Here is a 13,939-nt window from a genome sequence, read left to right as displayed (position 1 = left end):
CCCGGTCGACCCGCGGCGCGCTGCCGCCGACCGGGACTGGCCGGGCGGCGCGCGCCAGCCGGCGCGGACCCCCGAGCGCGGCTACGGCGACCCGGGTCGCCGCGCGGAAGGCCGCGAAGGCCGGTACGGCGGCGAGCGCCCGGAATTCCGCGGCCAGCACCGGATGGGCTGGTACGGCGGCGAGCGCGACCCCGGTGATCCGCGCCATGGCGGCAGCGCGCCTGACCTGTCGCGCTTCGGCCGGGACACCGAACGCGAAGCGCTGCGTCATCGCCGCGGGCCGAAGGGCTATACGCGCTCGGACGAACGGATTCGCGAGGACGTCTGCGAGCGGCTCGCGCATGCGCTCGAGATCGACGTGAGCGACGTGACCGTGCAGGTACGCGACGGTCGCGTCGAACTGGACGGCACGGTGCCGGCCCGCTGGATGAAGCACGACATCGAGGATCTGGCCGACGGCTGCATGGGCGTGCAGGACGTCGAGAATCGCGTGCGCGTGCGCCGCGAAGGCGAACACGATACGGGCATGGTGCTGCATCCGGACCAGCGGACGGTGACGCCGACCCAGCCCGCCGCGCGCGACCCCGAGCCCGGCACCGTGGTACGCGGCCGCGAGCGTGAACCGCGCCACTGAGCGCCGATGCGTGACACGGCGCGCCCCCGACCGCGAGCACTGCGTGCATGACGACCGGACTCGACGAAACGCCAACCAAGGACCGTGACGTAGCGGCAGGCCGCGCGCGCCAGGGCCGCCGCCGCGACGAACGCGGCCTGCGGGTGCGGATCGCGGTCGAACTCTGGCGCGCGATCTGGCATTACCGTGCGCGCGTGCTGGCGGCGATCGTGCTGCTGGTGCTCGCGAAAGCGGCGGCCGTGTCGGTGCCGCTGCTGCTCAAGGACATCGTCGACGGCTTCGGCCGCGCGGCCGGCCAGCCCGTCGCGTGGCCGGTACTGCTGCTGTTCGCGTACGCGGTGGTGCGCTTCGCGTCGAACGCGCTGAACGAAGTGCGCGACATGACGTTCGTGCAGGTCACGCAGCACACGGTCGCGTCGTTTACCGTGCGCACGTTCGGCCACCTGCATCGGCTCGGCGCGCGCTTTCATGCGCAGCGCGAGACGGGCGCCGTCGTGCGCGACCTCGAGAAAGGCACGGCCGGCATCGGCTATCTGCTCGGCGTCGCGGTGTTCACGGTCGTGCCGACGGCCATCGAGATCGGCTCGGTGCTCGTGATCGTCGTCGGCAAGTACGGCGGCGGCTTCACGGCGATCATTTTCGTCACGTTCGCCGTCTACGCGGCGTATACGGGGGTGTTCACGCGTCGGCGCATGCGTTACCAGCGGCGCGTGAACGCGCTCGAGGCCGAGTCGAATGCGCGCGTGGTCGACAGCCTGCTGAACGTCGACACGGTCAAGTACTTCGCGCGCGAGGACGTCGAGCGCGACCGGCTCGACCGCGTGCTGGACGAATGGCGCGAAGCCGGCGTGGACAACCAGTACGCGCTGTCGACGCTGCATATCGGGCAGAGCGCGTGCATCGGCGCGGGGATCGCGGCCGTGATGCTGCTGGCTGGGCAACATGTCGCGCGCGGCACGATGACGGTGGGCGATCTCGTGCTGATCAACGCGTACATCATCCAGATCAGCCTGCCGCTGAATGCGCTCGGCTTCGTGTTCCGCGAAGCGAACGACGCGATGACGAACATCGAGCGCCTGTTCGGGCTGCTCGATGCGCGCGGCAAGCCGGGCGAGGACGGCGACGCGCCCGGCGCGCAGCCGCTCGTCGTACGTGGCGGCACGATCGAGTTCGAGCATGTCGACTTCGGCTACGAGCCGAGCCGGCAGATTCTGTTCGACGTGTCGTTCCGTATCGAGGCCGGGCAGACGGTCGCGGTGGTCGGCGGCAGCGGCTCGGGCAAGTCGACGCTCGCGCGCCTGCTGTTCCGGCTGTACCAGCCCGACGCGGGCACGATCCGGATCGACGGCCAGGACTTGCGGCTCGTCACCGAGCGCAGCCTGCGCGATGCGCTCGGCATCGTCCCGCAGGACACCATCCTGTTCAACGACACGCTCGCGTACAACATCGCGTACGGCAAGCGCGACGCGACGCGTGGCGAGGTGATCGCGGCCGCGCGCGGCGCGCAGCTCGACGCGTTCATCGAGCGGCTGCCCGACGCGTACGACACGCGCGTCGGCGAGCGCGGCGTACGGCTGTCGGGCGGCGAACGGCAGCGGGTCGCGATCGCGCGCGCGTTGCTGAAGGCGCCGCCGATCGTCGTGTTCGACGAGGCGACATCGGCGCTCGACACGCGCTCGGAGCGCGCGATCCAGCAGGAACTGATGCGCGTCGCGCAGCATCGCACCAGCCTCATCATCGCGCACCGGCTGTCGACGATCGTCGATGCCGATCGCATCCTGGTGATGGAGCACGGCCGGCTCGTCGAGCACGGTACCCACGACGAGCTGCTCGAAAGCGGCGGCGTGTATGCGCAGATGTGGGCGCTGCAGGCGAAGCAGCGCGAACTGGAACGCACGGAGGCGAAGTTCGCGCGGCAGCCGGTGCGCATCAACCCGCTCGTGTCGCAGGTGCTCGATTCGCTGGCGGAGGCGGCCGCGCAGCGCGGCGTGCCGGTGTTTCGCCATCTGTCGGACGAGGATCTGGTCGTCAAGGCCGATCCGGCCGCGCTGCGGCGCTTCGTGTGGGAACTGTGCCGCGGCGCGGTCGACGCGAGCAGCGGCGGGCAGCTGGAGGTGCGCACCGCGCGCCACGACCCGGAAGCGCGGATCACGATCGCATGCGCGGGCGTCGACGCCACCGAACTGTCGTTGATCGATCTCGAACGCTTGCAGGACGCGATCGAGGAGGCCGGCGGCTATGTCGTGCGCGAACGCGACGATACCGGCGTGACGCTGCACCTGTCGCTGCCGATGTGTGCGGTGGCGCCCGCGTCGATGCAACCCGACGGCGCCGTGGCGAATCCGGATGCCGGCGCGGCGCCCGCGGCGAAGCCGCTCGACGGCCTGCGCATCGCGTGCGTGGACGATCACGACGAGGCGCGCGAGGCGCTCACCGCGCTGCTGAAGGTCGCCGGCGCCGACGTGCACGCGTATGCGTCGGGCCAGGCATTGCTGGACGACCTGTGGCGCGCGCGCCGGGCCGACTGGCCGGCGCTGCTCGTCTGCGACATCGACCTCGGCGACGACGAGGAGGACGGCTACGCGGTGATGTCGCGGGTGCGCCAGCTCGACGCCGCGCGCGATCGCGATCGTGACGGCCGCGCGCCGCTCGAGGCGCTGGCCTTGTCCGGCCATGCGCGCGACCGCGATCGCACGCGGGCGGTCGAAGCCGGTTTCCATGCGTACCTGACCAAGCCCGCGGTAGCGGCCGACCTGATCGCGGCGTTGCGTGCGCTCGCGTTTTCCTCCGGAGAAATCCATGCCGAACCTTCTGAATCCGACGCCACCCGAAACCCTGAACGCGCGTCGCGGCGGTAGTGCGTTCGCCGACCGCCAGGCCGCGGTGGCGGCCGTCGAGCTGCTGTTGCCGAGCCTGTCCGCCGCGCTGCAGAGCGACTTCGTCGGCGACAGCGGCTGCCTGCACATCGTGATCATGGACCCGGCGCTCGGGCCGCACGACGCGGCGTTCGAGGACGCGATCCTGTATGAGTTTTCGCTGCCCGACCCGAAGGACTGGGACGCCGACTATCGCGCTTACGCGCGGGCCAAGGCGCGGCTGTCGTGGGAAACGGGCCGCGACGGCCACGTCGTGCAGGCGCTGGAGCCGTACCGGCTGCGCGCCGGCGACACGAACCTGTGGGGCGGCGTCGCGCTCGGCGGCATCGTGGTCGGCGTGTCGGGTGCGCAGCCGTGGTTCGACGAGGCGTTCGCGGGCTGCATCGCGCACTGCCTGCGCGCGCTCGCGAAGCACCGCGCGCAAGCCACGCCCGACGGGCTCGCGATCTGAGGGGCCGCCCAGCCGCGGCGGCCCGGACCCGTTTTTACAGCCGGTTATAAAAAAGCCAGCGGGCGCGCGGCACAGCCCGATACGGCACGGGTACACGCAGGCCGGCACGGTTTTCGCTGTACCTCATGCACGGACGGTTGTCGCGACAAGTGTCGCCGTCAGCCGGATGGTTTTCCGACATCGACAGGAGGTGCAGGTGAACGCGACTCACGATCCAGCCAAACCGCCGCTCGCCGGCCGGACCGCACTCGTGACCGGGGGCGGCCGCGGTCTTGGCGAAGCCATTTGCGAAGAGCTTGCGCAGCACGGCGCGCACGTCGTCGTCGCCGATCTCGACGGCGACCGCGCGGCGGCCGTCGCGCAGCGCCTCGAGCGGCACGGCGGACAGGCGGTGGGCCGCCCGCTCGACGTGCGCGACGAGGCATCGGTGCTGCAGGTCGTGCACGACGCGCGCGAATCGCTCGGCGAGCTCGACGTGATCGTCAACAACGCGGCGATCGACGTGACCGCGCCGATCGACGACGTGAGCGTCGACGCGTGGCAGCAGGTGCTGATGACGAACCTGTTCGGCCCGTACCTGATGTGTCACGCGGCCGTGCCGATGATGAAGGCGCGCGGCAACGGGCATATCGTCAACATCGCGTCGACCGCGTCCAAGCGCGCGTGGCCGAATGCGTCCGCGTATCACGCGACGAAGTGGGGGCTGCTCGGGCTGTCGCACGCGCTGCACGCCGAACTGCGGCCGAGCGGCGTGCGCGTGTCGGCGATCGTCGCGGGCGGGATGCGCACGCCATTCCTGCTCGACCGTTTCCCGGACATCGACGAGGACACGCTGCAGCCGCCCGAGCACGTCGCGGCCGCCGTGCGCTTCGTGCTGACCCAGCCGCCGGGCACCGTGGTGCCGGAGCTGATGGTGCTGCCGATGAAGGAGACGTCATGGCCCTGAAGCGCGAACGGCGGCTGCCCGGCGCGGTGCTGCTCGACAAGGACGGCACGCTGCTCGACGACGTGCCGTACAACGTCGACCCCGCGCGCATGCGCCTCGCGCCGGGCGCCGCGCGCGCGCTGCGCACGCTCGGCGCGACCGGCATGCCGCTGGCGGTCGTGTCGAACCAGCCGGGCGTCGCGCTCGGCCGCTTTACCGAAAACGAGCTTGGCGCGGTCCGCCAGCGTCTCGCCGAACTGTTCGAAGCAAATGGCGCGACGCTGGCGGATTTTTTTTACTGCCCGCATCACCCGCGGGGCAGCGTGCCGCGCTACACCTGTGACTGCATCTGCCGCAAGCCGCGCCCCGGCATGCTGCGCCGCGCGCTGAGCGCGCTCGGTGCCGTGCCCGAATGGAGCTGGATGATCGGCGACATCCTCGACGACGTCGAGGCCGGCCGCACCGCGCGCTGCGGCACGATCCTGGTCGACTGCGGCAACGAGACCGAGTGGCAGCTCAACGCCGCGCGCACGCCGCACCACGTCGTCGATCGCGTCGACCTGGCCGCCGACATCGTGGTGCGCGAAGCCGTGCGCCGGCACGGCTCGTGGGTGCGGCGATGAGCACGGCCTGGAGCCGCGCCCGCCGCATCCTGTGCGTGCGGCTCGACAGCATCGGCGACGTGCTGATGACCACGCCCGCGCTGCGCGCGCTGAAGGAGAGCGGCGCCGATCGCCGGCTGACGCTGCTGACGTCGCGCACGGGCGCCGCGCTCGCGAAGCATCTGCCGATGGTCGACGACGTGTGGAGCTACGACGCGCCGTGGGTCAAGCATCCCGACGTGCGCGGCGATCCGGTGGCCGATCTCGACATGATCGACCGGCTGCTGGCCGGCCGCTTCGACGCGGCCGTGATCTTCACCGTCTACAGCCAGAATCCGTTGCCCGCCGCGACGATGTGCTGGCTCGCCGGCATTCCGCTGCGGCTCGCGCATTGCCGCGAGAACCCGTACGAACTGCTGACCGACCGCGTGCCGGAAACCGAGCCGGAATCGCACGTGCGCCACGAGGTCGCGCGGCAGCTCGCGCTGGTGCGTGCGATCGGCGCGAAGACGTCCGACTGGCGGATGGCGTTCGAGCCGGGCGACGCGGCGCGGCGTGCGGTGCACGCGCGCCTGCAGGCCGCGTTGCAGCGCGTCGGCGGTGCGCGTGAGCCGGGAGCGACGCGCGCGCGCTGGCTGGTCGTCCATCCGGGCGCGACCGCCGCGTCGCGGCGCTGGCCGGCCGAGCGTTTCGGCGAAGCGGCCGCCGCGGTCGCGCCGCTGTTCGACGGCATCGCGGTGACGGGCAGCGCGGACGAACGCGCGCTGGTCGACGCGGTGTGCGAACGGGCGGGGCCGCGCGCGGTGCCGCTCGCTGGTGTGTTGCCGCTCGGCGAACTCGGCGCGCTGATCGAGACGGCCGACCTGCTGCTGTCGAACAACAGCGGCCCCGTGCATCTCGCGGCCGCGCTCGGCACGCCGGTGGTCGACCTGTACGCGCTGACCAATCCGCAGCACACGCCGTGGCGGGTGCCGCACCGTGTGCTGAACGTCGACGTGCCGTGCCGCAACTGCTATCGCAGCGTGTGCAATCAGCCCGGCCATCCGTGCCTGCGCGGCGTGAGCGTCGACGACGTCGCCGCCGCCGTGCACGCATTGCTGCGCGGCCGCGCGCGCCATGCGCAACGCGCGGCCGAGCGGGCTGCCGCCCACGACGAAGGCGAGCCGATCGCGGCGCACGCATCGAACGTGATTCCGTTCGCGCACGTCATCACGAGGAACTGACGCATGCCTGAATCGACCTATACGCTCGGCATCAACGCCGCCTTCCACGACAGCGCCGCGTGCATCGTGCGCGACGGCGTCGTGATCGCGGCGGCCGAGGACGAACGCTTCACGCACGTGAAGCACGCGAAGCGCCCGGTGCCGTTCTCGACCTGGGAGCTGCCTTTCCACGCGATCGACTATTGCCTCGCGGAAGCCGGCATCACGCTCGCGGATGTCGACCACGTCGCGTATTCGTACGACCCGTGGTTCGAACTCGACCGCGAAGGCACGGCGCCGGCACTGACCTTGCCGCTGTCGCCGTCCGCGCATGCGCCGCGCGAGGATGGCGCGTCGCCGTGGCATCCGCTGTTCCTGTCGTCGATCGTCAACGCGCCGCGCCAGCTCGCGGGCGGCGTGCCGCATCATCTGCAGCGGCGCTTTCGCGGCGTCACGCACGACGGGCCGTTCCGCTGGCATTTCATCGAGCACCATCTCGCGCACGAGGCGAGCGCATTTCTCGCGGCGCCGTTCGAGCGCTGCGCGGTGATGACGATGGACGGGCGCGGCGAGCGCGCGACGACGAGCTACGGCGTGTTCGACGGCCGCGCGTACCGGCGGCTCGGGCAGGTCAACCTGCCGCATTCGCTCGGGCTGCTGTACGAGCGTGTGACCCGCTATCTCGGCTTCCTGCACTCGTCCGACGAATACAAGGTGATGGCGCTCGCGTCGTACGGCAAGCCGGTGTTCGCCGACGAGATGCGCAAGCTGGTGCGGTATCGCGGCGAAGGGCGCTACGACGTGGTCGACGACGATCTGGCCGCGCGATTCGGCCCGCCGCGCGAACGCGGCGGCCCGATCGAGCCGCATCACTGCGACATCGCGCATGCGCTGCAACTGGTGCTCGAGGAGACGACGCTGCAGGCGGTCGACTGGCTGGCCGCCGAGACCGGCGAGCGGCAGCTCGCGATGGCGGGCGGCGTCGCGCTGAACTGCGTGATGAACGCGAAGATCCGCGATCGCGGCCCGTTCGACGACGTGTGGGTGCAACCGGCCGCCGGCGACGCGGGCACGGCGCTCGGCGCCGCGCTATGGACCGACTTCCGGATGCGCGGCGAGCGCGGCGGCTGGCGCATGGACCATGCGTATCTCGGCCCGGCCTACGACGACGATGCGATCGAGGCGTTCCTGAAGGAAGCGCAACTGCCGTACCGGCGGCTCGCCGACGTCGCCGCGCAGACGGCCGCGCTGCTCGCCGCGAACCGCGTGATCGGCTGGTTCCAGGGGCGCATGGAATTCGGGCCGCGCGCGCTCGGTGCGCGGTCGATCCTCGCGTCGCCGATCGATCCGGACATGCAGCGCAAGCTGAACCGGATCAAGGATCGCGAGGATTTCCGGCCGGTCGCGCCGGTCGTGCTCGAGGATCGTGCGCATCACTGGTTCAGCGGCGGCCGCGGCACGCCGCTGCGCGCGCCGTTCATGCTGTTCGTGTACGACGTCGTGCCCGAGCGCGCCGACAGGATTCCGGCCGTGCGCCACATCGACGGCACCGCGCGCGTGCAGACCGTCGACGAAAGCCAGCATCCGCTGCTGCATGCGCTGTTGACCGAGTTCGACGCGCTCACCGGCGTGCCGGTGCTTGTCAACACGTCGTTCAACACGCGCGGCGAACCGATCGTATGCTCGCCGCGCGACGCGATCGAATGCTTCTGGACGTCGCCGCTCGACGCGCTCGTGATCGGCCCGTTCCTGCTGGAGAAGCCGAGATGAACATGCGCGACACGCACCTGCCGCCGGTCGTGTCGGTCGTCGTGCCGACCTACCGGCGGCCCGATCTGCTCGAACGCTGCCTCGACGCGCTGTGCGTGCAGGTGTTCGATCCGACCACCTACGAGATCGTCGTCGTGGACGACGATCCGACCGGCAGTGCGCGCGCCGTCGTCGATGCGTGCCGCGCGCGCGTGACCGACGTGCCGGTGATCCGCTACATGACCGCGCCCGACACGCAGGGGCCGGCCGGTGCGCGCAACGTCGGCTGGCGCAGCGCGGGCGGCGCGCTGATCGCATTCACCGACGACGACACGATTCCCGATCCGACCTGGCTGCGCCACGGTGCCGCCGCGCTGCTGGCCGAGCCGTCGGCGGCGGCCGCGGCCGGCCGGATCGACGTGCCGTTGCGGCCGCGCCCGACCGACTACGAACGCGACGCGGCGGGGCTCGCGCACGCGGAATTCGCGACCGCGAACTGCTTCGTGCGGCGCGCGGCGCTCGAACGCGTCGGCGGCTTCGACGAGCGCTTCACGCGCGCGTGGCGCGAGGACGCCGACCTGATGTTCGCGCTGCGCGAGCATGCGGGGCCGATCGTCGACGCCGACGCCGCGCGCATCGTGCATCCGGTGCGTCCCGCACGCTGGGGATCGAGCATCGGCGCGCAGTCGAAGGTGTATTTCGATGCGCTGTTGTACAAGAAGCATCGCACGACCTATCGGCGCCATATCCGGCCGACGCCGCCGTGGCATTACTACGCGGCCGTGCTCGCCGCGCTCGGCGCGCTCGGCTGTTTCGCGGCCGGCTGGCCGGCGCCGGCCATCGTGTGTGCGGCGGTGTGGGCCGCGATTACGGCGGGGTTCTGCGCGAAACGGCTGCGCGGCACGCAGCTCACGCCGTCGCATGTGGCCGAGATGATCGTCACGTCCATCGCGATTCCGCCCGTGTCGCTGTACTGGCGCATGCGCGGTGCGCTTCACTTCAGAGTGCTCTTCCTTTGACGCCCTCATCTCCTTAAGGGGGAGGATTCCCACACCTGGCGATGCACGTCCGCATCGGAGAATGTTCAACGCAGCGTTGGTATCTCGATCATGTTCGACACCACAGTCACTACAGGCCCACTCTCTTATTCGCAGTCCCGCGATACCTTTCGGCCGCGCCGTGCTGTCTCTCGATCCGCACGACGAACAGGACTGGGTCGAACCGCTTTCGTCGACTTCCTCGAACATGGCTCCGTGCGCGATCGCTTTATAGCGGAGCTTGTTCCGGAAGGACGACCAGGATGCGTCGTAGACGCTCTTCGCCATCCTGGTTCTGGCGAGTTTTGCGGCCGACACGTTGCCGACCGCGATGTAATCGAAGCGCCGCACCAGATCGAGCGCGAGCTTGTGCTGGAAATCGGCACGGGCATTCGAGATCTTTGCGTGCAGCTTCGCGATATGTCGCTTGTGCTTTCGTGCTCGCTGCGCTTTCGTCAGCTTTTCTGCCGCGCATCGGCCGAACCGGTCATTCGGCAGTTTTTCTCCGGTCGAAAGCGTGGCGAAGTCTTTCAGGCCGAGATCGATGCCGACACCGGAGCGGACCGGGCGGACCTGCACATCGGGCATCTCGATCACGATGTTGAGAAACCAGTTGCCGCGCGCATCCTGCGCAAAATTGGTCCCGTCCTTGATCTTGCATTCGGGAAGCGGTCGACTGTTGAACACGCGGAAGGTGTTGCCGGCAAAGCGAAACGCTTCGCCTTCGCGCTTCAGGTCTCGGCCCTTCAGCGGCACCCAGCCCAGCGATTTCATGCCGCGATAGCGCAGGTAAGGCCGACGGTTCCGACTGCGCGACTTCGCGTATTGCTCGCACGTCGCGTTGATCGTGCCGGAATGGATGCCGAGCGCCTTGCTGCTGCCGGTCGTCAGCACGTTCAGATCAAAACCCGTCGGCCATTTCTTATTCCACTTGAGCGCGTGCTTCTGCGTGTCGTTGCAGAAGTTCCAGACGTAGTTCACCGCACGGCTCTGCTTGTTGAGCAGTCCATTGAGCGATTTCACGCGGTAGCGATAGACAAGGATCATGCCGGTGATCCTAACCCGTGGAAGAAGCAGCCTGTCGACAGCACGCCTTTCCTCTCCGTCCTGAAGGACGGGGTTTCTCGGAGCAAATGATGAAGCTCGATTCCAGCGTCGATTCCGACGGCCCGCGCGGCCCGAAGCGGATCGCGGTGTTCCGCGCGTTGCAGCTCGGCGACATGCTGTGCGCGGTGCCCGCGCTGCGTGCGCTGCGGCGTGGCGAACCCGACGCGCGCATCACGCTGATCGGGCTGCCGTGGGCGCGCGAGTTCGCGTCGCGCTTCTCGGACTACATCGACAGCTTCATCGCATTCCCCGGCGCGCCGGGGCTCGGCGAGCAGCCCGAACCCGACGCGGCCACGCGCGAAGCGTTCATCGCCGAATGTCGCTCGCGCGACTTCGACCTCGCGATCCAGCTGCACGGCAGCGGCGCGCACACGAACGCGATCGTCGCGTCGCTCGGCGCGACCCGCACGGCCGGCTTCGTGCCGGCCGACGGTGGCACGACCGCGCTCGACTGCGCGCTCGTGTGGCGCGACGACGAACCGGAAGTGACGCGCTATCTGGCGCTCACGCGCAAGCTCGGCTACGCGGACTGGGGCGACTACCTCGAATTCCCGCGCGGCGGCCTCGACTACGCGCTGTGGCACGTGCTCTGCGACGAGCACGCGCTCGATCCCGGCCGCTACGTGATCGTTCATCCCGGCGCGCGGATGGCGTCGCGGCGCTGGCCGGTCGAACGCTTCGCGCTCGCCGCGCGGCAACTCGCGGACGACGGCTGGCAGATCGTGCTGACCGGCACGCGCGCGGAACTGGCGTTGGCGAGCGCGTTCGCCGAACACCTCGGGCGGCCGTGCGTGAACCTGTGCGGCCGCACGCCGCTCGGCGCGCTCGCCGCGCTGATCGCCCGCGCGCGGCTGCTGTTGTGCAACGACACGGGCGTGTCGCACGTCGCGGCGGCGCTCGGCACGCCGAGCATCGTCATCGCGTGCGGCAGCGATACGGCCCGCTGGGCGCCGCTCGACGCCGAACGCCATCGCGTGCTCGCGAACTACCCGGCGTGCCGCCCGTGCATGTTCGAGTCGTGTCCGTACGGGCACGAGTGCGCGACGGCGATCGGCGTCGGCGAAGTGATCGACCGGGCGGGCGAACTGCTCGCGGAGGAGAGACGTCATGTCACGTAAGCGGTTGCGCGTGCTGACCTGGCACGTGCATGGCAATTACCTGTATTACCTGTCGCAGGCGCCGCACGATTTCTACATCGTGACGAAGCCGCAGCATCCGCCCGGCTACGCGGGCCGCGTCGGGCACCTGCCGTGGGGCGACAACGTCCATGAGGTGCCGGCCGAATGCGTGCGCGACACCGCATTCGACTGCGTGCTGTACCAGCACGTGAAGCATTATCAGCACGACCGCCTGCGGCTGCTGAGCGAAGCGCAGCGCGCGCTGCCGACGCTGTTCGTCGAGCATGATCCGCCGCGCGAGCATCCGACCGACACGCTGCATCCGGTGCAGGACCCGAACGTGTTGCTGGTGCACGTGACGCCGTTCAACGCGCTGATGTGGGACAACGGCGTGACGCCGACGCGCGTGATCGAGCACGGCGTGCTGATGCCGGAAGGCGTCGAGTATCACGGCACGCTGCCGAAGGGCGTGGCCGTCGTGAACAACCTTGCGCGCCGCGGCCGGCGCCTCGGCGCGGACCTGTTCGAGGTCGTGCGGCACAGCGTGCCGATCGACCTGGTCGGGATGGGCTCGACCGATCTCGGCGGGATCGGCGAAGTGCCGAACCCGGCGCTGCCGCAATTCCTGTCGCACTACCGGTTCTTCTTCAACCCGATCCGCTACACGAGTCTGGGGCTCGCGGTGATCGAGGCGATGATGATCGGGCTGCCGATCGTCGCGCTCGCGACGACCGAGATGGCGCAACTCGTGAAGACCGGCAGCAACGGCGTGGCCGATACGCGGCCGGCCGTGCTGATCGACGCGATGCGGATGTTGATTCGCGATCCGGACCTGGCGCGCGAATGGGGCGCCGCAGCCAAACGCGACGCGTGCGAGCGCTTCGGCATCGAACGGTTCGCGCGCGACTGGGACGCCGCCCTCCGCGATGTGACGACGTGACGACGTGAGCGCGGCGGCGTGCCGGCCGCGTTCACGGCGTCGTCGCGGGCGGCGAACCGGAGGCGTTTCCGCCGTTCGCGGCATTCGGCGCCGGCGGCGCGCCGCTGACCGCGTTGCGCTCGTTTTCCGGCAGCAGCGCGAGGCGGTTGTACAGCGTTTTCAGGCTGATGCCGAGCGCCTTCGCGGTGCGCGGCTTGTCGCCGTTGAAATGCCGTAGCGACGCGACGATGAAGCGCTGCTGCGTATGCGCGAGCGTCGTGCCGATATGCAGCGTCATCGCGTTGTGGCGCACTTCCTCGCGCGGCGGCTGGCGGCGCGGCAACTGCAGTTCGATCTGCTCGTCGGCGAGGATGAACGCGCGCTCCAGCGCGTTGCGCAATTCGCGCACGTTGCCGGGCCACGTGTACGCGCGCAGCGCCTTCATCGCCTGCGTCGACAGGCGCTTTCTCGTACGGTGCCGCGCGTTCAGCCGCTCGACGATCTGCAGCGCGATGTCGCCGACGTCGTCCTCGCGCTGCCTGAGCGCGGGCACGTGCAGCGCGATCGGCGCGATCCGGTAGAACAGGTCCTCGCGCAGCCGGCCGCTGCGCAACGCCTCGACCGGATCATGGTGGGTGGCCGCGACGATCCGCACGTCGAGCGGAATCGCCTCGTGGCCGCCCACGCGCACGATCGTGTTGGTTTCGAGCGTGCGCAGCAGCTTGACCTGCAATTCGAGCGGCATCTCGGCGATCTCGTCGAGAAACAGCGTGCCGCCGCGTGCGGCTTCGAACATGCCCACGTGTTGCGCGACGGCGCCCGTGAAGCTGCCTTTTTCGTGGCCGAACAACTGCGACTCCGCGATGTCCTTCGCAATCGCGCCGCAGTTGACGGGCACGAACGGGCCGCGCCGGCGCGGGCTCATGTCGTGAATGAGCCGGGCGACGATGTCCTTGCCCGCACCGCTTTCGCCGACCACCAGCACACTCACGCGGGTGGCGGCGACGCGCGACACTTTCAGCAGCAGTTCCTGAATTGTTCGCGAACGGCCGAACAGTCGCGTGCCGTCATCGTCGGATTTCGACATGGAGTATGACCGGGTTGGGAAGTTTTGACCGAATGTGTCGTGACCAGGTAAAAAATGACGTGGCACACGTCGTCTTTCACGTACGCAGGATACCTTTTATACCGATTCGCCGACATTGAATCTGGCAATGCGGCTTACGTCAGCAGATAGATTTATTCGATGGGTCGCGAATGGACGACATCGTTCTTCTATACTGCTAAGCACCTGTTTTCCCATGCGGGACAGCTTGTCT

Annotated in this window: 11 protein-coding genes and 1 pseudogene; 10 read left to right on the top strand and 2 right to left on the bottom strand. The window is 69.5% G+C overall.

Going from position 1 to position 13,939, the window contains the following annotated elements; all coding sequences use genetic code 11:
- The 8 genes from MMB92_RS27800 to MMB92_RS27765 all read left to right on the top strand — a co-directional run.
- Nucleotides 1-634 (top strand): BON domain-containing protein (locus tag MMB92_RS27800; RefSeq protein WP_277563073.1); only part of this gene is annotated, 634 nt, incomplete at its 5' end.
- 47 nt (nt 635-681) lie between these two features.
- On the top strand, nt 682-3,492 hold the full coding sequence (locus MMB92_RS27795) for an ABC transporter transmembrane domain-containing protein (protein WP_230391127.1): 2,811 nt from the start codon (nt 682-684) through the stop codon (nt 3,490-3,492).
- Nucleotides 3,434-3,961, top strand: coding sequence for a hypothetical protein (locus MMB92_RS27790; protein WP_043205925.1), 528 nt, complete (start codon nt 3,434-3,436; stop codon nt 3,959-3,961). The genes MMB92_RS27795 and MMB92_RS27790 overlap by 59 nt, the downstream gene beginning before the upstream one ends.
- A 196-nt stretch (nt 3,962-4,157) precedes the next feature.
- Entirely contained in the window at nt 4,158-4,907 is a 750-nt protein-coding gene (locus MMB92_RS27785) for an SDR family oxidoreductase (RefSeq protein ID WP_012336587.1), read from the top strand.
- Nucleotides 4,898-5,509 (top strand): HAD-IIIA family hydrolase, encoded by a 612-nt coding sequence (locus tag MMB92_RS27780; protein ID WP_012336588.1) that lies wholly within the window; start codon nt 4,898-4,900, stop codon nt 5,507-5,509. The genes MMB92_RS27785 and MMB92_RS27780 overlap by 10 nt, the downstream gene beginning before the upstream one ends.
- The gene (locus MMB92_RS27775; RefSeq protein ID WP_062886076.1) at nt 5,506-6,711 is read left to right on the top strand and encodes a glycosyltransferase family 9 protein; all 1,206 of its coding nucleotides are present in this window, start codon (nt 5,506-5,508) and stop codon (nt 6,709-6,711) included. The genes MMB92_RS27780 and MMB92_RS27775 overlap by 4 nt, the downstream gene beginning before the upstream one ends.
- A 3-nt stretch (nt 6,712-6,714) precedes the next feature.
- On the top strand, nt 6,715-8,460 hold the full coding sequence (locus MMB92_RS27770) for a carbamoyltransferase C-terminal domain-containing protein (protein ID WP_058903690.1): 1,746 nt from the start codon (nt 6,715-6,717) through the stop codon (nt 8,458-8,460).
- A complete protein-coding gene (locus MMB92_RS27765; RefSeq protein ID WP_058903689.1) occupies nt 8,457-9,458 on the top strand; it encodes a glycosyltransferase family A protein in 1,002 nt (333 codons plus the stop codon). The genes MMB92_RS27770 and MMB92_RS27765 overlap by 4 nt, the downstream gene beginning before the upstream one ends.
- A 15-nt stretch (nt 9,459-9,473) precedes the next feature.
- Here the strand turns inward: MMB92_RS27765 and MMB92_RS27760 are convergent.
- Nucleotides 9,474-10,523: pseudogene (locus tag MMB92_RS27760) on the bottom strand (transposase); the annotation flags it as partial.
- 89 nt (nt 10,524-10,612) lie between these two features.
- Here MMB92_RS27760 and MMB92_RS27755 point away from each other — a divergent pair.
- Nucleotides 10,613-11,701: a glycosyltransferase family 9 protein gene (locus MMB92_RS27755; RefSeq protein WP_062886075.1), complete on the top strand. Its 1,089-nt coding sequence runs from the start codon at nt 10,613-10,615 to the stop codon at nt 11,699-11,701.
- Nucleotides 11,691-12,641, top strand: a complete 951-nt coding sequence (locus MMB92_RS27750) for a glycosyltransferase family 4 protein (RefSeq protein WP_034203640.1) — start codon at nt 11,691-11,693, stop codon at nt 12,639-12,641. Before MMB92_RS27755 ends, MMB92_RS27750 begins: the two co-directional genes overlap by 11 nt.
- 31 nt (nt 12,642-12,672) lie before the next feature.
- Here the strand turns inward: MMB92_RS27750 and MMB92_RS27745 are convergent, their stop codons facing one another.
- Complete coding sequence (locus MMB92_RS27745) at nt 12,673-13,707, bottom strand: sigma-54 dependent transcriptional regulator (protein WP_006498369.1); 1,035 nt, start codon at nt 13,705-13,707, stop codon at nt 12,673-12,675.
- Nucleotides 13,708-13,939 lie beyond the last annotated feature (232 nt).

The sequence above is a fragment of the Burkholderia sp. IO2 genome (assembly GCF_029522185.1).
Lineage (GTDB): Bacteria > Pseudomonadota > Gammaproteobacteria > Burkholderiales > Burkholderiaceae > Burkholderia > Burkholderia cenocepacia.
Note: the sequence above shows the minus strand (reverse complement) of the source record. Positions and strands in the feature narration are given on the sequence as shown.

Coding starts and splice junctions, on each gene's coding strand:
- MMB92_RS27780 (WP_012336588.1), top strand. CDS start 4,898: ATGGCCCTGAAGCGCGAACGGCGGCTGCCCGGCGCGGTGCTGCTCGAC.
- MMB92_RS27770 (WP_058903690.1), top strand. CDS start 6,715: ATGCCTGAATCGACCTATACGCTCGGCATCAACGCCGCCTTCCACGAC.
- MMB92_RS27795 (WP_230391127.1), top strand. CDS start 682: ATGACGACCGGACTCGACGAAACGCCAACCAAGGACCGTGACGTAGCG.
- MMB92_RS27745 (WP_006498369.1), bottom strand. CDS start 13,707: ATGTCGAAATCCGACGATGACGGCACGCGACTGTTCGGCCGTTCGCGA.
- MMB92_RS27755 (WP_062886075.1), top strand. CDS start 10,613: ATGAAGCTCGATTCCAGCGTCGATTCCGACGGCCCGCGCGGCCCGAAG.
- MMB92_RS27750 (WP_034203640.1), top strand. CDS start 11,691: ATGTCACGTAAGCGGTTGCGCGTGCTGACCTGGCACGTGCATGGCAAT.
- MMB92_RS27790 (WP_043205925.1), top strand. CDS start 3,434: ATGCCGAACCTTCTGAATCCGACGCCACCCGAAACCCTGAACGCGCGT.
- MMB92_RS27775 (WP_062886076.1), top strand. CDS start 5,506: ATGAGCACGGCCTGGAGCCGCGCCCGCCGCATCCTGTGCGTGCGGCTC.
- MMB92_RS27765 (WP_058903689.1), top strand. CDS start 8,457: ATGAACATGCGCGACACGCACCTGCCGCCGGTCGTGTCGGTCGTCGTG.